Source organism: Streptomyces sp. NPDC059002 (genome assembly GCF_042740435.1).
In the GTDB taxonomy this organism is placed as follows: Bacteria; Actinomycetota; Actinomycetes; order Streptomycetales; family Streptomycetaceae; genus Streptomyces.
In genome coordinates this window covers 109,338-127,192 of record NZ_JBHYJI010000010.1, presented here as the reverse complement: position 1 = coordinate 127,192, position 17,855 = coordinate 109,338, and the positions used below count along the sequence as shown (strand labels likewise).

Genomic DNA, 17,855 nt, shown 5'->3' with positions numbered 1-17,855 from the left:
GGTGACACCGGAGCCGTCACCCGCACCGGACAGGCCGCCTGCACGGGGCACCTCGCCGGCGGCAGGCACGGTGACACCGGAGCCGTCACCCGCACCGGACAGGCCGCCTGCACGGGGCACCTCGTCGGCACCGGACAAGCCACCCACACCGGGAGCCTCGTCGACCCCGGACGAGCCACCCGCACGGGACGCCTCACCCGCGCCGGACAAGCCGCCCGCGCGGGGCACCTCGTCGGCACCGGACAAGCCACCCACACCGGGCACCCCGTCGGCACCGGACAAGCCACCCGCACGGGACACTTCGTCGGCACCGGACAAGCCACCCACACCGGCCACCCCGTCGACCCCGGACAAGCCACCCACACGGGACGCCTCACCCGCCCCGGACAAGCCACCCGCACGGGACGCCTCACCCGCGCCGGACCAGCCGCCCGCGCCGGGCACCCCGTCGACCCCGGACAAGCCGCCCGCGCCGGGCACTTCGTCCGCGTCGGACGCATCGTCATCGGCCCCGTTGCGCGCGTCAGCACCATCGCGTACGCCGGACGCATCGGGCACCACCGGGACCGCGCCCGTGACCGTCGGCGGGGTGTCGGGCAGGCGGGCCGATGCCGGGGGCGGTGGCGGGGTTTCGCGTTCCGCGCGGGCCTGTTCGAAGGGGGCGAGGAGGTCCTCTATGCGGGCCGCCTGGTCGGCGTCCTCGGCGGGGGCGTCGGCGGCGGGGCGCGGGCTGCCGAGGATCCAGTCGCGGTCGACCGGGGGCGGCACGTCGGGGAAGCGGGCGGAGGGGGCGGGCGGCGGCTCCGGGGCGCGGTCCTGGTCGGCGGCGTCCGGCGGGGCGGTCGGCCGGGGCGGCGGCGTGGTGGGGCGCGGGGGAATGGGGCTGCGAGGCGCCTCCGTGCTCATGCTCCCCCGTCTCCTCGCGCTCGGCCGGCCGGAACGCTCGGCCCGGCGAGGCTCCGTCCGCGTCACTCTACGGGCAGACGCAGGCCGTGCGGGAACCCGGTCCACGGGCCCGGGCGATCTGCCCGGATCATCCCCCTACCCTCGGGTAATCGTGTCTGGCAAGCTTCGGCCATGACAGCCCGTGCAGCAGACCGGGCCCGTTACGACCGGGCCACCGCACACCTCGACGCCCCTGTCGCCATCGTCGACCTGGCCGCCTTCGACGCCAATGCCGACGACCTCGTGCGCCGGGCGGGCGGCAAGCCGATCCGGGTCGCGAGCAAGTCCGTGCGCTGCCGGGCCCTGCTCGAACGGGTCCTGGCCCGCGAGGGATTCGCCGGGATCATGTCGTTCACGCTCGCGGAGTCGCTGTGGCTCGCCCGGTCCGGCTTCGACGACGTGCTGCTCGCCTATCCGTCGGTGGACCGCGCCTCCTTCGCGGAGCTCGCCGCCGACCCGAAGCTCGCGGCCGCCGTGACCGTGATGGTCGACGACCCGGCCCAGCTGCGGCTGATCGACGAGGCGCGGGGCGGCGGCACCGAAGAGGTGCGGGTCTGCCTGGAGTTGGACACCTCGTTCAAGGTGCTCGGCGGCAAGGTGCGGATCGGCGCGCTGCGTTCACCGCTGCACTCGCCGGTCCAGGTCGCCGCGCTGGCCCGTGCGATCGCCCGGCGTCCCGGGTTCAGGCTGGTGGGCGTCATGGCGTACGAAGGCCATGTGGCCGGGGTCGGCGACGCGGTCGAGGGGCATCCCGCGCGTTCGCGGGCGATCCGGCTGATGCAGGCCGCGGCCCGCAAGGAGCTTGCCGCGCGCCGGGCCGGGACGATCGCCGCGGTGCGGGCGGTCGCGCCGGATCTGGAGTTCGTGAACGGCGGCGGGACGGGCAGTGTGCAGCACACCGCTGCGGAGCGCGCGGTGACGGAGATCGCCGCGGGGTCCGGGCTCTTCGTGCCGCGGCTCTTCGACAACTACACGTCGTTCAGCGGGCGTCCGGCGGCGCTGTTCGCGCAGCCGGTGGTGCGCAGGCCTGGCGTGGGGATCGTGACGGTGCTCGGCGGCGGCTATCCCGCGTCGGGTGTCGCGGGCCCCGACCGCTCGCCGGTGCCGTATCTGCCGGAGGGGCTGCGGTACGACCCGCAGGAAGGCGCGGGCGAGGTGCAGACGCCGTTGCACGGCCCGCCCGCGGACGATCTGCTGATCGGCGACAAGGTGTGGTTCCGGCATGCGAAGGCCGGGGAGCTGTGCGAGCGGTTCGACACCCTGCGGCTGATCGAGGGTGACGCGGTGACGGCGAGCGTGCCGACGTACCGGGGCGAGGGCCACACGTTCCTGTGACCCGCGCGGGGCCTGACCCTCGCGGTGCCCGACCCGCGCGGCTCCTCAGGGCGTGGCCCCCACGTCGTTGCCCACGCCGCCGCCCGTCGCGCTGTCGTCGACCGAGCGGATGCCCTTGGTGATCTCGTCCATGACGGAGACCGGCGGCGCCTGGTCCGCCGCGTCGACGACGAAGCGGACGATGATCATCGACTCGGAGCCGACGCTCGACGCGAAGGCGAGCGACTGGACGTATCCGCCGGGGCCCTTCTCCGTGTGGACGCGCCAGCGCACGAAGTAGCCGGTGCGGCCCGCGACCGCGACCTGGCCCTCCTTGACCTTCTGGTGACTCGTGATGCCGCCGTACGGCTGCCGGTCGAGCTTGTTCTTGTCGTAGGCGGCGTCCGCGGCGTCCTTGATGTCGCCGCGGGCCAGGGCCTTGGGGTCCGTCTCGTTCGTGCCGGTCGACGTGGTGGAGGTGACCGTGCCGCGGCGGCAGATGCCGGAGTCGCCGGGGCAGTCGTACAGGCCGGGGGTGTGGATGGTGGCGCCGTCGCCGAGGGAGTCGGAGTCCTTCTCCCAGCCGTCGGGGACGGGGATCGTGATGCCGTTGAGGTCGTCGACGAGGGTGCCGGGGTCGGGGTCGGCCGTCGAGGTCGCCGTCTTCGTCGCCGTCGGCTCCGGGCTGCTCGCCACGGGCTCGGTGGGCGCGGGCGGGCCGCCCTGCGGGTCGCCGTCGTCCCCGGTGAGGACGACGGCGCCGGTGACGATCGCTCCGACGAGGACGACACCGGCGACGGTCAGCGCGACGGCCTTGGCCCGGCCGCCGCCCGCCCCGGCCGGGGCCATCACCGTGGTCGCGGCCGGGGCGGCGGGCCCGAACCCCTGCTGCGCCGGGGCCATTTGGGGCACCTCGGGCGTCCTGCGGTGCTCGGTCCACGCGGTCCCGTCCCACCAGCGCTCGACGGAGGGCTGGTGGGGGTCGGGGTACCAGCCGGGCGGCGGCGTCATGCTCATCCCGGCACTCTAGGACTTCATCCGACGATCAGTACACCGAGTCCTGCTGGTCCGGCACCACGGAGCCGTCCTCGCGCAGGACCGGGCCCTTGCTGCCGTCGTGCTCGTTGTACGCGGTGGTCGAGCACGGGTAGGTGCCGCTCTTCTGCGGCAGCGGCTCGATGAACATCGGGTTCACGACCCAGCGGCCGTCGGCGTTGTCGTACGCGCGGCACATGAACTCGCTCTTGTTGCGGTTCAGCACGAGGTGCGCGCCGGTGGCGTCGCCGACGAACGTCACGTCCGTGTCGGCGTCGCCGCCGCCGAGCGCGATGCGGTGGCGCCAGTCCTGCTTGTCCCAGGCCGACTTGCCCTTGACGCCGTAGATCTCCTGGTTGATCCAGCAGCGCTTGCCGTCGATGTAGGGGATGGCCTCGCCCTTGTTGACGGGGACGTCGCCGCAGCCCTGGTTCCAGGTGGTGATGCGGCCCTTGCGGTCGAGGACGGAGCGGATGGCGATGGTGTGCTTGCGGTCGATGCCGACACCCCCCTTGCCGGCAGCCCACACCTCGGCGACCGGCTCGGAGCCCGCCGAGACGATGTAGACGTCGAACCCGGCCTTCTTGAGCGTGCGGATCAGGTCGCGCTGCTGGTCGTAGTAGCGGACGTACCCGGGGATCTCGTGCGTGCCGACGGTCTGCGTGGACCCGATGGGCGCGGCGAGGGCCTCCTTGCGGGCCTTCGCGGCGTACGTCTCCAGTTCGCGGACGGTGTGCCCGGCGAAGAGCTGCGGCACCCAGGCGTACTGCGGGACGGTGTGCCGGTGGTCCCACTCCCCCGCGAAGGCGGCGGCGCCGCTCATCGTCTTGCCGTCCTCGCGGACCTCGAAGATCTCGTCGGCGCAGGCGGTGTTGGTGGAGGTGGGCAGCGGCTTGCCGACGGGCACGGACGTGCCGCAGGCCTTGGTGAGCGCGCGGTCGGCCTCGTCGGTCATCCACTTGCTGGTGGACTTCCAGGTCTTGGGGCGCAGGATCTTGTCGTGCCGCAGGGACCAGGCGATGGTCGCGTCGGTCACGTCGTTCTTGGTGATGGTGTTGTCCCAGTCGAAGGCGGCGACCGGGCGCTTCTCGCCGTGACCGAGGTGGGGGTTGGAGCAGCGGCCGCGCTCGTCGATCATCCGCTGGAGCTTGGCGCGGTTGTCGCCGTACCAGGTCAGCTTCTTCGACAGCTGCGGGCAATGCCCCCCGGCGGTGCGGGAGTTCGCGGGCTGCGCGGCCGTGGCGGCGGCCGCGGGGAGAGCCGTGGACGCGGCCGCCGCGAGGGTGGCGGCCGTGGCCAGGGTCAGCGCCAAAATGTTTCTGTTACGCATGTGAGTGGACCGTACATCAGTCCTACGAGGCTGACGATGCCGTCGACGTCCCGTATACCGTGTCCCTCTGATCGGGGATCACGGAGCCGTCCGTACGGCGCACGGGTCCTTCCTTGCCGTCCCGTTCGGTGTAGCCGGTGGTGGCGCAGGGGTACGGCTCGGTCTTCTTGCCCTTGGGCCCGATGAACATGGGGTTGACCAGCCAGCGGCCGTCGCCGTTCTCGTAGGCGCGGCACATCAGTTCGTTCTTGTTGCGGTTCAGGACGAGGCGCAGGCCGGTGGCGTCGCGCAGGAACGAGACGTCCGTGTCGGAGTCGCCCGCCGCGAACACCTGGCGCTTCGCGGCCGGTTGGACCTTCTCGGCCGCGGCGCCGCGCACGCCGAAGATCTCCTGGTTGATCCAGCAGCGCTTGCCGTCGATGTACGTGATCATCGAGTCGTCGCCGTCCCGCACGGTGCCGCAGCCCTTGAGGTGCGCGGTGTTCCTGCCGTGCGCGGTGACGTTGCGGATGCCGATGGTGTGCCGCGCGTCGACGCCCACGCCCCTGCCCCACACCTCGGCGATCGGCTCGGGCGACGCGGAGACCACGTACACGTCGAATCCGGCCTTCTTGAGCGTACGGATCAGGTCGCGCTGCTGGTCGTAATAGCGGACCCAGCCGGTGACCTTGCCGGTGCCGACCTTCTGCTCGGTGCCGACGGGCGCGGCGAGGTTCTCCTTGCGGGCGGCGGCCGCGAACTGCTTGACCTGGTGCGTGGACCAGCCGCGGGTGAGCTGGGCGAGCCAGGCGTACTGCGGCTCCATGCGGCGGTGGTCGAAGCCGTCGAAGGCCGCCTTGCCGGACGTCGTGGTGCCCTCGCCGTAGACGGAGAGGATCTCGTCGGCGCAGGCGGTGTTCCGGTGCGTGGGCAGGGTGGCGCCGGTGGCCGGGCACGCCGCGGCGAGGGACGTGGCCGCCGGGTCGGTGAGGTAGCGGCTCGTGGTGTGCCAGTCGCCCCGCTCGGGCGTGCGTATCCTGCCGTGGCGCAGCAGCCAGAACATGGTGGCGTCACCGATGTCGTTCTTGATGACGGTGTTGTCCCAGTCGAAGGTGGCGACGGGCTTGGCACCGCCCTTGCGGGCGCCCTCACCGCAGCGGCCGTACTGGTCCACCATGCGCTGGAGCCGCGCCTTGTTGTCGCCGTACCAGCCCTCGGAGACGGTCAGCGTGGGGCACTTCGCGGCCTGCGGCCGGGAGTGCTGGGTGGCTTCGGCGGTGGCCTGGACGCCGAGGAGACCGGTTCCCGCGACGGCGAGCACGGCGGCTGCGGCGGCGCAGCGGCGCTTGAGGTTCATGTACACACTCCCGTGTTTACGCAGGTCAGCCGGGCGTCGTGCGACGCCCGGCTGACGGGGTGGTGGCTGGCGGATGAACTACAGGGGCGTGACGTACGCGCCGGTGAGCCCGCCGTCCACGAGGAAGTCGGTGGCGTTCACGAACGAGGAGTCGTCGCTGGCGAGGAACGCCACGGCGGACGCCATCTCCTCGGCCTCCGCGAAGCGGCCCACGGGGATGTGCACGAGGCGGCGGGCCGCGCGCTCGGGGTCCTTGGCGAACAGTTCCTGGAGGAGCGGGGTGTTCACCGGGCCCGGGCAGAGCGCGTTGACGCGGATGCCCTCGCGGGCGAACTGGACGCCCAGCTCGCGGGACATGGCGAGGACGCCGCCCTTGGAGGCGGTGTACGAGATCTGCGAGGTCGCCGCGCCCATCCGTGCCACGAACGACGCGGTGTTGATGATCGAGCCCTTGCCCTGGCGCCTCATGTAGGGGATGGCGGCCTTGCAGCACAGGTACACGGAGGTGAGGTTGACGTCCTGGACGCGCTTCCAGGCCTCCAGGCCCGTGTCCAGGATGGAGTCGTCGTCGGGCGGCGAGATGCCCGCGTTGTTGAAGGCGATGTCGACGGAGCCGTAGGTGTCGTACGCGGTCTTGAAGAGCGCCTCGACCTGCTCGGCGTCGGTGACGTCGACCTTCACGAAGGTCCCGCCGACCTCCTCGGCGGCGGCCTTGCCCGCGTTCTCGTCGATGTCGCCGCAGACGACGTTCGCGCCCTCGGAGGCGAGGCGGCGCGCGGTGGCGAGGCCGATGCCGCTGCCGGCGCCGGTGATGACGGCGGTGCGGCCCACGAGGCGGCGGCAGATGTTTTCGTCGGTCATGGTGCTCAGGCCTCCGTGCTGTCGGTGCGTTCCGTGCTGATGAAGACGTTCTTGGTTTCGGTGAAGGCGGTCAGGGCGTCAGGGCCCAGCTCGCGGCCGAGACCGGACTGCTTGTAGCCGCCGAAGGGGGTCCAATAGCGCACGCTGGAGTGCGAGTTGACGGAGAGGTTCCCGGCCCGCACGGCGCCCGAGACGCGCAGTGCCCTGCCGACGTCGCGCGTCCAGATGGAGCCCGAAAGGCCGTACTCGGTGGCGTTGGCGAGCCGGATCGCGTCGGCCTCGTCCTCGAAGGGGATGACGACGGCGACCGGGCCGAAGACCTCTTCGAGGGCCACCGGCGAATCGGGGGCGGCATCGGTGAGGAGCGTCGGCGGGAACCAGAAGCCGGGTCCCTCAGGGGCCGAACCGTGGATCCCGGCGCCCGAAGGGACGTACGAACGCACCCGCTCCAGCTGCGCCTTGGAGATCAGCGGGCCCATCTGGGTCTTCTCGTCGGACGGGTCGCCGACGACGACCGACTCGATCGCGGGCGTCACGAGTTCGATGAAGCGGTCGTAGACGGAGCGCTGCACGAGCACGCGGGTGCGGGCGCAGCAGTCCTGCCCGGAGTTGTCGAGGTACGACATGGGGGTGGCGAGCGCCGCGGCCTCCACGTCGGCGTCGGCGAAGACGATGTTCGGGCTCTTGCCGCCGAGTTCGAGGGTGAGGCGCTTCACGCGGTCGGCGCACTTGGCCATGATCTGTTTGCCGACGCGCGTTGAGCCGGTGAACACGATCTTGGCGACGCCGGGGTGCTCGACCAGCGCGTTGCCCGCCACGTCGCCCGCGCCGGGCAGGACCTGGAAGAGTCCTTCGGGAAGCCCTGCGGCGAGGGCGAGTTCGGCCAGGCGCAGCGCGGTGAGCGGGGTCGTCTCGGCGGGCTTGAGGATCACCGCGTTGCCGGCCGCGAGGGCGGGAGCGGTGCCCCAGGCGGCGATCGGCATGGGGAAGTTCCAGGGCGCGATGACGCCGACGACGCCGAGGGGTTCCAGGACGGTGACGTTCAGGCCGCCGGGCACCGGGATCTGACGGCCATTCAGACGCTCGACTCCCCCGGCGGCGAAGTCGAGCAGATCGCGGGCGTTGCCCGCCTCCCAGCGGGCGTTGCCGATGAGGTGACCGGCCTCGCGCACCTCCAACTGGGCGAGTTCTTCGAGGTGTTCGTCGACCTGGGCGGCGAAGCGGCGAAGGAGCCGGGCGCGGTCGGCGGGGGCCGCGGCGGCCCATGTCGCCTGCGCCCGCGCGGCGCGGGCGACGGCCGCATCGACGTCCTGGACGGTGGCGGCGGGGACGGTCGCGACGACCTCTTCCGTCGCCGGGTTCAGTACCTGGTGCTCGTGCACGTGCTCGTACGACAAATTGGGCCTCACATGCGTTCGAAGGAGCGGCGGAGCTCCCAGTCGGTCACCGCGGAGTCGAAGGCGTCCAGCTCGACCCGCGCCATGTTGCGGTAGTGCGCGACCACCTCGTCGCCGAAGGCGGCCTTGGCGACGGGGCTGTTCTCCCAGAGCTCGGCGGCCTCGCGCAGGGTGGTGGGGACGTGTTCGTAGTCGCCGGTGTAGGCGTTTCCGGTGCACTCCTCGGGCAGTTCGAGCTTCTGCTCCATGCCGTGCAGGCCCGCGGCGATCAGGCCCGCGACCGCGAGGTGCGGGTTCACGTCGCCGCCCGGGAGGCGGTTCTCGAAGCGCATCGAGCGGCCGTGGCCGACGACGCGCAGCGCGCAGGTGCGGTTGTCGTAGCCCCAGGCGGCGGCGGTCGGCGCGAAGGAGCCCGGCTGGAACCGCTTGTAGGAGTTGATGTTGGGCGCGTAGAGGAGCGAGAAGTCGCGCAGCGCGGCGAGCTGGCCCGCGAGGAAGTGCCGCATGACGGGCGACATCCCTCCCGGGTCGGCCGCGGAACCGGCCATGGCGTTGTTGCCGTCGGCGTCCTGGAGCGAGAGGTGGATGTGACAGGAGTTGCCCTCGCGCTCGTTGAACTTCGCCATGAAGGTGAGCGAGACGCCTTCCTGGGAGGCGATCTCCTTGGCGCCGGTCTTGTAGATGGCGTGCTGGTCGCAGGTGACGAGCGCCTCGTCGTAGCGGAACACGATCTCGTGCTGGCCCGGGTTGCACTCGCCCTTGGCCGACTCGACGACGAGCCCGGCGGCCGCCATGTCGTTGCGGATGCGGCGCAGCAGGGGCTCGATGCGGCCGGTCCCGAGGACGGAGTAGTCGATGTTGTACTGATTGGCCGGGGTGAGGTCCTTGTACCCGGCGTCCCAGGCCTGTTCGTAGGTGTCCTTGAAGACGATGAATTCGAGCTCCGTGCCGACGTGCGCGGTGTAGCCGAGTTCCGCGAGGCGGTCGAGCTGGCGGCGCAGGATCTGCCGGGGCGCGGCCACCACGGGCGAGGAGTCGTTCCAGGCGAGGTCCGCGATGAGCATCGCGGTGCCCTCGTTCCAGGGGACCCGGCGCAGGGTGGAGAGGTCGGCGTGCATGGCGAAGTCGCCGTAGCCGCGGTCCCAGGAGGACATCGCGTATCCGTCGACGGTGTTCATCTCGGTGTCGACGGCGAGGAGGTAGTTGCAGCCCTCCGTGCCGTGTTCGAGGACCTCGTCGAGGAAGAAGCGGGCGGCGAACCGCTTGCCCTGGAGCCGCCCTTGCATATCGGGGAAGGCCAGGACGACAGTGTCGATCTCGCCGCTCGCGACGAGGGCCTTCAGCTCCTCGACGGCGAGCGGGGGTGTGCGGTCTGCCACGGGAAAAGCCTCCTTGGGTCAGCCGGGAGCCATAAGGTATTGCCGAGAACCATTGCTTGGGAAGGGGGTACGGGCATGTCGCACACGGAAGAGGGCACCACGGACGACGACCGCCTCACACCGGTGCTGCGTCCGGTGCGGGCGGGCAACGGCTTCGAGGAGGCCCTGGAGCAGATCCTCCAGGTCGTCCGCCTCGGCCTGGTGCCCGGCGGCGAACGCCTGCCGTCGGAACGGGAGTTGGCGGACCGCCTCGGCATCAGCCGGGTCACGCTGCGCGAGGTCCTCAAGGTCCTCCAGGACCAGGGCCTCGTCGAGTCGCGGCGCGGCCGGTACGGCGGCACGTTCGTGCGCCCGCGCCCCGAGGCGCCCGGCGAGGACGAGCTGCGCCGCCGCATCAAGGACGTCGACGTCGAGGACGCGCTGCGCTTCCGCGAGGTCCTCGAGGTAGGCGCGGCCGGGCTGTGCGCGGCGCACGGGCTCACCGATGAGCAGGCGGACCGGCTGCGCACGGCGCTCGCGCAGACCCATGACGCGCCCCTTGCGGAGTACCGCCGTCTGGACACCCTCCTGCACCTCACGCTCGCCGAGCTGTGCGGCTCCCCGACGCTCACCGCGCAGTACGCCGCGGTCCGCGCGACCGTCAACGATCTCCTGGACTGCATCCCGCTGTTGGTACGGAACCTGGAGCATTCCCAGCGCCAGCACACCGCGCTGGTCGAGGCCGTGCTCGACGGGGACGCGGACGGGGCGCGGGAGATGATGCGGGAGCACTGCGCGGGGACGGCGGCGCTGCTGCGGGGGTTCCTGACGTGAGCAGTGGTTAACCACCACGTAACGCAGGGGGCTTGCTTTCTCCCGTACGGCACGGCAAAGGTATGCATCCGATCCATTGAGTCACCCCGCAGCCACGCCGCAGTGCCGCCGCAGAGGAGCCGTGCCATGACGATGGAGTCCACCAAGCCGAGCCCAGCCGAGCCCGCGGACGACTACCTGGAGCGCAGAACGCTGCGCCGGGGCAGCGCGGGCTGGCTCCTGCTCACCGGACTCGGTGTCGCCTATGTCGTCTCCGGCGACTACTCGGGCTGGAACTTCGGCCTCGCGGAGGGCGGCTTCGGCGGTCTCGCCATCGCGATGGGCCTCATGGGCGTGATGTACGCGTGCATGGTCTTCTCGCTCGCCGAACTGTCGTCCGTCCTGCCGACCGCGGGCGGCGGCTACGGCTTCGCGCGCCGTGCGCTCGGCCCGTGGGGCGGCTTCCTCACCGGCACGGCCATCCTCATCGAGTACGTCCTCGCCCCCGCGGCCATCTCCATCTTCATCGGCGACTACGTCGAATCGCTCGGCCTGTTCGGCCTGACCTCGGGCTGGCCCGTCTATCTCGCCTGCTTCATCGTCTTCATCGGCATCCACCTGTGGGGCGTCGGCGAGGCGCTGCGCTTCAGCTTCGTCGTCACCGGCATCGCGGTCGCGGCACTGCTCGTCTTCGCGGTCGGCGCCTTCATGGACTTCGACGCCTCCCAGCTCAACGACATCCCGGTCGACTCCTCCGCGTTCGGCGCCAACTCCTGGCTGCCGATGGGCCTGTTGGGCATCTGGGCGGCGTTCCCGTTCGGCATGTGGTTCTTCCTCGGCGTCGAGGGCGTGCCGCTGGCCGCCGAGGAGACCAAGGACCCCGCCCGTACGCTGCCGCGCGCCATCCGCTGGTCGATGGCGATCCTCGTGGTGCTCGCGCTCCTCACCTTCTTCGCCTCGGCCGGCGCGCGCGGCGCCAACGCGATCCAGGACGCGGGCAATCCGCTGGTGGAGGCGCTGCAGCCGGGCGGCAAGGCGACGACGCTCAGCCGCATCGTCAACTACGCCGGTCTCGCGGGCCTCGTGGCGTCCTTCTTCTCGCTCATCTACGCGGGCTCGCGCCAGCTCTTCGCGCTCTCCCGCGCGGGCTATCTGCCCCGCTTCCTGTCCCTCACGAGCCGCCGCAAGGCCCCCTACCTGGGCCTCCTGGTCCCCGGCGCGATCGGCTTCGGCCTGGCGGCGGCGACCGGTGACGGCGCCAGGATGCTGAACGTCGCGGTGTTCGGCGCCACCATCTCGTACGCCCTGATGTCGCTCTCGCACATCGTGCTGCGCCGCCGCGAGCCGAACCTGGAGCGGCCCTACCGCACGCCCGGCGGCATCCTGACGTCGTCGGTGGCACTGGTCCTCGCCTGCGCCGCGCTCGTCGCGACGTTCCTGGTGGACGTGACCGCTGCGCTCATCGCGCTCGCCGTGTACGTGGTCGCGATCGGCTACTTCGGGATGTACAGCCGCAAGCATCTGGTGGCCCGCGCACCGGAGGAGGAGTTCGCGGCGCTCGCCGCCGCGGAGGCAGAGTTGGAACGCAACTGATCACTACGGAGAGGGAGAACGCAGTGAGCGGCAGGCCGCTGATCGGAGTCAGCACCTATCTGGAGTCCAAGGCGAGCTGGGGCGTGTGGGAACTGCCCGCGGCCCTGCTGCCCGCCGGGTACCCGCGCCTGGTCCAGGCGGCGGGCGGCCTCGTCTCGATGCTGCCGCCGGACGACCCGGCGTACGCCGCCGACGTCGTCGCGCGGCTCGACGGCGTGGTCGTCGCGGGCGGGCCCGACATCGAGCCCGCGCGGTACGGCGCCGAGCGCGAGAAGCGCACCGGGCCGCCCGCGCAGGAGCGGGACGCGTGGGAACTCGCCCTGATCGAGGCCGCGTTGGCCTCGGGGACGCCACTGCTCGGCATCTGCCGGGGCATGCAGCTCCTGAACGTGGCGCGCGGCGGGACGCTGGTGCAGCACCTGGAAGGGCACGTGGAGCAGATCGGCGTCTTCGGCACGCACCCGGTGAAGCCGGTGCCGGGCACGCTGTACGCGGGGGTGGCGCCGGAGGAGACGGCCGTGCCGACCTACCACCACCAGGCGGTGGACCGCCTCGGCACGGGCCTCGTCGCGTCCGCACACGCACCGGACGGCACCGTCGAGGCCATCGAACTCCCGGGCCCCTCCTGGGTGCTGGGCGTCCAGTGGCACCCGGAGATGGACGAGGACACGCGCGTCATGGCCGCGCTGGTCCGCGCCGCTTCCTGAACCGAGCCGACGGTGCGGGGCGGGCTCGGCGTGCCCGCCCCGCACCCCTCTACCCCTCCGCGTCGGCGCCGGTCCGCGAGACGAGGCGCTCGTACCGCTGGCGCGCGGCCTGCGGGGTGCCGAGGCCGAGCCCGAAGGCGATCTCCGGCCAGGTCATGCCGCGCCCCCGCGCCATCTGGAGCAGGCCGGTCTCCAGCTCGTCCAGCTCGCCGCGGGCCAGCGGCAGGAGCGTGAGCGCCGCGGTGATGTCGGCGTGGTCCACCTCCTGCTCCCCTTCGACGGCCTGCGCGGCGCCGCTGAGCAGGAACGACACCAGCCTGACCGCTTCGTGCGGCCCGAGGACGGCGGGGTGGACCTGGCGCCTGCGCTGTTCCTCGTCGGCCGCGTGCCGCTCGGCGATGCGCATCAGCGAGGCGTAGACCCGGTGGGCGCGGGCCTGTTCCGGGTGCGGGGGCGTGAAGGGGTCGGCGGACGCGTCGGGCCCGGAGGGGTGGGGTTGCTCGGGAGTCGATGCCATACGCCCAGCGTGGGGCGGCCCACGGCGTGGAGTCAACAGTTCGTTGTGAACACTTTGTTTGCACGCTCCGGGATCCGCCCGGAAATTCACGTGCCCCGCACGGACCGGCCGCGTTATCGTCGGCCCCATGAACGTCACCGGCCCAAGCACCACCGCGACCGCGCGAGCGACCAGCTCGCCGGTTGCCGCCGCCTGACCTCTTCCTTCTTCCCATCGGCGACCGGAAACGGCCCGCCGATGGCGCATGGTTCATGGCTCCCGCCCTGACTCCGGTGATCGCGCGGACCCGTCATCCGGTGCCTCCCGCGTCCACGCCAAGGAGCCCGTGCCATGCACACCGAAGACATCATCCGTACGTTCGTCGAGTACTTCGAGGAGCGCGGACACCGCAGGACGACCGGCGCCACGCTGCTGCCGCCGCCCGGCGACCCCGTCCTGTTCACCACGTCGGGCATGCATCCCCTCACCCCGTACCTGGAAGGGCGGCCGCATCCCCTCGGCCGCCGCCTGGTCAACGTGCAGCGCTGTCTGCGCACGACGGACCTGGAGGAGGTCGGCGACCCCACGCATCTGACGGTCTTCGAGATGCTCGGCACCTGGTCGCTCGGCGACTACGAGGGCCCGCAGAGCCTGGATTGGGGATACGGCCTGCTCACCGAGGGCTTCGGCATCGATCCGGGCCTGCTGCACGCCACGGTCTTCGGCGGCGACGACCAAGTGGGCCTCGACACCGCCTCCTTGGAGGTGTGGCAGGAGCGCGGCGTCCCGGTCGAGCTCACCGTCGAGGACAACTGGTGGTCCAACGGACCGACGGGGCCGTGCGGCCCCGACTCGGAGTTCTTCCTGTGGACCGGGGAAGGCCCGCCGCGGTCGACGCCCACCCAGGACGACCGCTGGGTGGAGGTGTGGAACCACGTGATGATGCGCCACCGCAGGCTCGCCGACGGCTCCCTCGTGCCGCTCCCCCAGCGCAACGTCGACACCGGCCTCGGCGTGGAACGCCTCGCCTCCCTCCTGCAAGGCAGGACGTCCGTGTTCGAGTGCGACGTCTTCGCCCCCTGGCGCCGTCTCGTACCGGCCCTGTGGCCGCTGGACGAGGCCCGACTGCGCCTGGTCTGCGACCACTTGCGCTCGGCCATGGTGGTGATCGGCGACGGGGTGCGGCCCGCCAACACCGGCCGCGGCTACGTCCTGCGCCGCCTGGTGCGGCGCCTGCTCACCGCCCTGTGGCGCGACGACCCCTCACGCGGCCTCGGGGACCTGCCGGACGAGCTGTTCCGGCACACCCGGGACCACTTCCGCCAGGGCGTCGGGCCGGACGAGGTGCGCCGCGTGCTGTGCGAGGAGGAGCGCCGGTTCCGCGGACTCCTGGAACGCGGCAGGCAGGTACTGGCCCGCCCCCGGTTCCAAGGCCCGCTCGGCGACGACGACTTCGACTACCTCCACGACACCCACGGGCTGCCACGCGACCTTGTCGTCGGCCTGCGGGGGCAGTAGCCCGCGGGGGGGGCGGTGCGACGCGGGGGGGGTGTGATGCGGGGGTGGTGCGACGCGGGGCGGTGCCTTGCGGGGGCGGTGCCTTGCGGGGGCGGCGCCTTGGGGAAGCGGCGCCTCGCGGGAGCACCGCCTCGCGAAAGCACCGCCTCGCGAAAGCACCGCCTCGCGAAAGCACCGCCTCGCCGGGGCGGTGTGACGCGGTCGCCCGGGACTACTCGCCCCGCTCTCCCTCCGCCCCCCGGGTCAGCGCCAGCAGGTCCCTGCCCGGTCCTGCGGGCCGGTGCCCCGTCGGCCAGACGGCCCGGAGTTCCCTGCGCAGCCGCACGTCCGCCAGGGGGATCTCGACAAGGCGCCGGGCCGCGAGTTCCTCGCCCACCGCGAGTTCGCTGAGGACCGAGGGGCCCGCGCCGCTGACCGCCGCCGCCTTCACCGCCGTGGTGGAGGAGAGCTCGATCAGCGGCCGGGCCAGGCCGCCGAGCGCCGCGTCGAGGACCTGCCGGGTGCCCGAGCCCTCCTCGCGCAGGATCAGCGGCGTCGCCGCCAGCTCGGCGGCGCCCAGCGGCTCCCGCCGCCGAGCCCAGGGGTGTCCGGGCGCCGCCACCACCACGAGCCGGTCGTGCGCGATGACCACGCCGTCCAGCGCGTCCGGCACGGCGAGCCCCTCGACGAAGCCGAGGTCCGCGTCGCCCGCGAGGAGCCGGTCCGCGACCGCGGCCGAGTTGCCCGCGAGCAGCGACACGGCCGTGTCGGGCCGCTGGCCGCGCAGCGCGATCAGCCAGCCCGGCAGCAGATACTCGGCGATCGTCATGCTCGCCGCGACCCGCAGCCGCGAGTCCCGCCGGTCGCGCAGCGCCTGCGCCCCGGCGTCGAAGGCCTCCGCCGCCTCCACGATCCGCCCCGCCCAGTCGGTGACGAGCGCGCCCGCGTCGGTCAGCCGCGAGCCGCGCGGCGAGCGGTCCACGAGCGCGACGCCCAGCTGCCGCTCCATCGCGCGGACGCGGCTGCTGGCGGCGGGCTGGGTGATGCCCATCTCCCGCGCGGCCCGTCCGAGGCTGCCGAGCCGGGCCACGGCGAGCAGCAGTTGCAGCGCCCCGAGGTCAGGGACGCGGTGGGCGAGCGTGGCCTCCGGCGGCCGGGCGGAGGCGGCGGGGACGGCAGCGGCGGGGACGGCAGCGGCGGCGGAGGCGTCGGGCCCAGAAGTGCTCATAAAGCCAGCTTATGTCCCCATAGAGAAGTGCTCCCTGGTGGGCGGCGCCCCCGCGCGGGACCGTGGACACATGGTCACCACTGCCCACCACGCCCCCACCGCGACCGCGGCCACCGCAGCCCGCGCCACCGCGGTCCGTCACCTCGGCCCCAACTGGTACGCCTCCGTCATGGGCACCGCCATCATCGCCAACGCGGGCGCCACGCTGCCGTACCAGTTCACGGGGCTGCGGACGGCCTGCACCGTCGTCTGGGCACTGTCCTTCGTCATGCTCGCCGTGCTGCTCGTGGCCCGCACCGCGCACTGGATCCACCACCGCGACCAGGCCCGCGCGCACCTCCTCGACCCGACCATGGCGCCCTTCTACGGCTGCCTCTCGATGGCGCTGCTCGCGGTCGGCGGCGGCACCCTGATCGTGGGCGAGGACTGGATCGGCACGACCGCGGCGGTGGCGCTCGACACCGTGCTCTTCACCGCCGGTACGGTCATCGGGCTCGCGGCCGCCGTCGCCATCCCGTACCTGATGGTGGCCCGGCACAAGATCGCCGCCGACCAGGCGTCACCCGTGTGGCTGCTGCCCGTGGTGGCCCCGATGGTGTCGGCCGCCGTCGGCCCCCTGCTGATCCCGCACCTGCCCGCCGGTCAGGCCCAGCAGACCATGCTGTACGCCTGTTTCGCGATGTTCGGCCTGAGCCTGCTGGCCACCCTGGTGATGCTGCCGGTGATCTTCGCCCGTCTGGTGACGGCAGGCCCGCTGCCCCTGGCCCTCACCCCGACCCTCTTCCTGGTGCTCGGCCCCCTCGGCCAGTCGACGACCGCCGCCAACAAGTTCGCCGACTTCGCCCCCGGCCTCGTCCCCGGCCCCCTCGACCAGGGCTTCACCGCCTTCGCCGTGCTCTACGGAGTGCCCGTGATGGGCTTCGCCCTCATGTGGCTCGCCCTCGCCCTCGCGATGGTGGCCCGCGCCCGCCGCCGCGGCATGGGCTTCGCGATGACCTGGTGGGCCTTCACCTTCCCCGTCGGCACCTGCGTCACGGGCGCCGAGGGCCTCGGCAAGCACACCGGCCTGACGGCCTTCGACTGGCTCGCCACCGGCCTGTACGCCTTCCTCGTGGCCGCCTGGGCCGTGGCCCTGGTCCACACCCTGCGTGGCGTGATCGACGGCAGGCTGCTCGCGGCGCCCGTACGGAAGTAGCGTCCGGCCCCGCCCTAGCCGATCGTCGCCCGCAGCGCCGCACCGAGCGCCGCGGGCGCCTCCGCCAACGACGGGCCGTACCAGGTGAGATGGCGCCCGCCGACCAGCGCGACCGGCGTGTGCGGCAGGAACGCCTCGGGGCCGTCGTCGCGGGTGAAGCGGTACGGCTCGTCGGGCAGGATCACCAGGTCGAGGCCGGCCGCGCGGAGTTCTTCCAGGGGGATCCGCGGATAGCGCTCGGCATGGTCCGCGTACGCGTTGTCGACGCCCAGGCGCGCGAGAAGGTCCCCCGCGAAGGTGTCACGCCCGACGACCATCCACGGGCGCCGCCAGATCGGGATCGCCGCGCGCCGGCGGATGTCGGGACGGGGCAGGCCCCGCCACGCGGCCTCGGCCTCCCCCAGCCACCGTGGCCGGTCCGCGCCGCACGCCGCGAGGACCCGGGCCAGCTCGCGGAACGCCTGGTCGAGGTCGCGTATCTCCGTGACGAGCACCTGGAGCCCCGCCGCGCGCAGGGCGGCCAGGTCGGGCGCGCGGTTCTCCTCCTCGTTGGCGATCACCAGGTCCGGGGCGAGCGCGACGATGCGCGGCACGTCGGGGTTCTTGGTGCCGCCCACCCGGGTGACGTCGAGGTCCGCCGGGTGGCTGCACCAGTCGGTCGCACCGACCAGCGCTCCCGGCACGGTCACGGCGACCGCCTCGGTCAGCGAGGGGACCAGCGAGACGACCCGCACGGGGGCCGGGCGCATG

15 protein-coding genes and 1 pseudogene are annotated in these 17,855 nt (G+C 72.6%); 6 read left to right on the top strand and 10 right to left on the bottom strand.

What is annotated here, in order from left to right; genetic code table 11:
* Nucleotides 1–906 (bottom strand): annotated as a pseudogene (locus tag ACFWZ2_RS12210) (hypothetical protein); the annotation flags it as partial.
* Between the two features lie 171 nt (nt 907–1,077).
* On the opposite strand from ACFWZ2_RS12210, the gene ACFWZ2_RS12205 reads away from it, so the two are divergent.
* Nucleotides 1,078–2,280: an amino acid deaminase/aldolase gene (locus tag ACFWZ2_RS12205; protein ID WP_384544978.1), complete on the top strand. Its 1,203-nt coding sequence runs from the start codon at nt 1,078–1,080 to the stop codon at nt 2,278–2,280.
* 45 nt (nt 2,281–2,325) lie between these two features.
* On the opposite strand, the gene ACFWZ2_RS12200 is transcribed toward ACFWZ2_RS12205, so the two are convergent.
* The 6 genes from ACFWZ2_RS12200 to ACFWZ2_RS12175 form a co-directional block, all read right to left on the bottom strand.
* On the bottom strand, nt 2,326–3,276 hold the full coding sequence (locus ACFWZ2_RS12200; protein WP_384544977.1) for a DUF2510 domain-containing protein: 951 nt from the start codon (nt 3,274–3,276) through the stop codon (nt 2,326–2,328).
* A 28-nt stretch (nt 3,277–3,304) separates the two neighbouring features.
* Nucleotides 3,305–4,624: a haloacid dehalogenase-like hydrolase gene (locus tag ACFWZ2_RS12195; protein WP_384544976.1), complete on the bottom strand. Its 1,320-nt coding sequence runs from the start codon at nt 4,622–4,624 to the stop codon at nt 3,305–3,307.
* Between the two features lie 22 nt (nt 4,625–4,646).
* Nucleotides 4,647–5,960 carry a haloacid dehalogenase-like hydrolase gene (locus ACFWZ2_RS12190; protein ID WP_384544975.1) on the bottom strand — a complete coding sequence of 438 codons (1,314 nt, stop codon included), beginning with the start codon at nt 5,958–5,960 and terminating at the stop codon, nt 4,647–4,649.
* Nucleotides 5,961–6,038: 78 nt separating this feature from the next.
* Entirely contained in the window at nt 6,039–6,821 is a 783-nt protein-coding gene (locus tag ACFWZ2_RS12185; protein ID WP_384544974.1) for a 3-oxoacyl-ACP reductase, read from the bottom strand.
* A 5-nt stretch (nt 6,822–6,826) separates the two neighbouring features.
* Nucleotides 6,827–8,203, bottom strand: coding sequence for an aldehyde dehydrogenase family protein (locus ACFWZ2_RS12180; RefSeq protein WP_384544973.1), 1,377 nt, complete (start codon nt 8,201–8,203; stop codon nt 6,827–6,829).
* A gap of 23 nt (nt 8,204–8,226) precedes the next feature.
* Nucleotides 8,227–9,597 (bottom strand): glutamine synthetase family protein, encoded by a 1,371-nt coding sequence (locus tag ACFWZ2_RS12175; RefSeq protein WP_384544972.1) that lies wholly within the window; start codon nt 9,595–9,597, stop codon nt 8,227–8,229.
* A gap of 75 nt (nt 9,598–9,672) precedes the next feature.
* Here ACFWZ2_RS12175 and ACFWZ2_RS12170 point away from each other — a divergent pair, with 75 nt between their 5' ends.
* The 3 genes from ACFWZ2_RS12170 (at nt 9,673) to ACFWZ2_RS12160 (ending at nt 12,689) form a co-directional block, all read left to right on the top strand.
* On the top strand, nt 9,673–10,410 hold the full coding sequence (locus ACFWZ2_RS12170; protein ID WP_384544971.1) for a FadR/GntR family transcriptional regulator: 738 nt from the start codon (nt 9,673–9,675) through the stop codon (nt 10,408–10,410).
* Nucleotides 10,411–10,536: 126 nt separating this feature from the next.
* Nucleotides 10,537–11,982 carry an ethanolamine permease gene (eat, locus tag ACFWZ2_RS12165; protein WP_384544970.1) on the top strand — a complete coding sequence of 482 codons (1,446 nt, stop codon included), beginning with the start codon at nt 10,537–10,539 and terminating at the stop codon, nt 11,980–11,982.
* 23 nt (nt 11,983–12,005) lie between these two features.
* Nucleotides 12,006–12,689 (top strand): gamma-glutamyl-gamma-aminobutyrate hydrolase family protein, encoded by a 684-nt coding sequence (locus ACFWZ2_RS12160; protein ID WP_384544969.1) that lies wholly within the window; start codon nt 12,006–12,008, stop codon nt 12,687–12,689.
* Between the two features lie 49 nt (nt 12,690–12,738).
* Here the strand turns inward: ACFWZ2_RS12160 and ACFWZ2_RS12155 are convergent, their stop codons facing one another.
* On the bottom strand, nt 12,739–13,206 hold the full coding sequence (locus tag ACFWZ2_RS12155) for a DNA-binding protein (RefSeq protein ID WP_384544968.1): 468 nt from the start codon (nt 13,204–13,206) through the stop codon (nt 12,739–12,741).
* Nucleotides 13,207–13,536: 330 nt separating this feature from the next.
* Between ACFWZ2_RS12155 and ACFWZ2_RS12150 the strand changes: the two genes are divergently transcribed.
* A complete protein-coding gene (locus ACFWZ2_RS12150; protein ID WP_384544967.1) occupies nt 13,537–14,703 on the top strand; it encodes an alanine--tRNA ligase-related protein in 1,167 nt (388 codons plus the stop codon).
* A 211-nt stretch (nt 14,704–14,914) separates the two neighbouring features.
* On the opposite strand, the gene ACFWZ2_RS12145 is transcribed toward ACFWZ2_RS12150, so the two are convergent.
* Nucleotides 14,915–15,910, bottom strand: coding sequence for a LysR family transcriptional regulator (locus tag ACFWZ2_RS12145; protein WP_384544966.1), 996 nt, complete (start codon nt 15,908–15,910; stop codon nt 14,915–14,917).
* Between the two features lie 70 nt (nt 15,911–15,980).
* Here ACFWZ2_RS12145 and ACFWZ2_RS12140 point away from each other — a divergent pair, with 70 nt between their 5' ends.
* On the top strand, nt 15,981–17,105 hold the full coding sequence (locus tag ACFWZ2_RS12140; protein ID WP_384544965.1) for a TDT family transporter: 1,125 nt from the start codon (nt 15,981–15,983) through the stop codon (nt 17,103–17,105).
* Nucleotides 17,106–17,119: 14 nt separating this feature from the next.
* Here ACFWZ2_RS12140 and ACFWZ2_RS12135 read toward each other — a convergent pair whose 3' ends face one another.
* Nucleotides 17,120–17,854, bottom strand: a complete 735-nt coding sequence (locus ACFWZ2_RS12135; protein WP_384544964.1) for a helical backbone metal receptor — start codon at nt 17,852–17,854, stop codon at nt 17,120–17,122.
* Nucleotide 17,855 lies beyond the last annotated feature (1 nt).

Bases quoted from the DNA above. Each gene is read 5' to 3' on its own strand.
- ACFWZ2_RS12170 (WP_384544971.1), top strand. From the start codon at position 9,673: ATGTCGCACACGGAAGAGGGCACCACGGACGACGACCGCCTCACACCG.
- ACFWZ2_RS12200 (WP_384544977.1), bottom strand. From the start codon at position 3,276: ATGAGCATGACGCCGCCGCCCGGCTGGTACCCCGACCCCCACCAGCCC.
- eat (WP_384544970.1), top strand. From the start codon at position 10,537: ATGACGATGGAGTCCACCAAGCCGAGCCCAGCCGAGCCCGCGGACGAC.
- ACFWZ2_RS12145 (WP_384544966.1), bottom strand. From the start codon at position 15,910: ATGAGCACTTCTGGGCCCGACGCCTCCGCCGCCGCTGCCGTCCCCGCC.
- ACFWZ2_RS12190 (WP_384544975.1), bottom strand. From the start codon at position 5,960: ATGAACCTCAAGCGCCGCTGCGCCGCCGCAGCCGCCGTGCTCGCCGTC.
- ACFWZ2_RS12155 (WP_384544968.1), bottom strand. From the start codon at position 13,206: ATGGCATCGACTCCCGAGCAACCCCACCCCTCCGGGCCCGACGCGTCC.
- ACFWZ2_RS12205 (WP_384544978.1), top strand. From the start codon at position 1,078: ATGACAGCCCGTGCAGCAGACCGGGCCCGTTACGACCGGGCCACCGCA.
- ACFWZ2_RS12150 (WP_384544967.1), top strand. From the start codon at position 13,537: ATGCACACCGAAGACATCATCCGTACGTTCGTCGAGTACTTCGAGGAG.
- ACFWZ2_RS12140 (WP_384544965.1), top strand. From the start codon at position 15,981: ATGGTCACCACTGCCCACCACGCCCCCACCGCGACCGCGGCCACCGCA.
- ACFWZ2_RS12185 (WP_384544974.1), bottom strand. From the start codon at position 6,821: ATGACCGACGAAAACATCTGCCGCCGCCTCGTGGGCCGCACCGCCGTC.
- ACFWZ2_RS12195 (WP_384544976.1), bottom strand. From the start codon at position 4,624: ATGCGTAACAGAAACATTTTGGCGCTGACCCTGGCCACGGCCGCCACC.
- ACFWZ2_RS12135 (WP_384544964.1), bottom strand. From the start codon at position 17,854: ATGCGCCCGGCCCCCGTGCGGGTCGTCTCGCTGGTCCCCTCGCTGACC.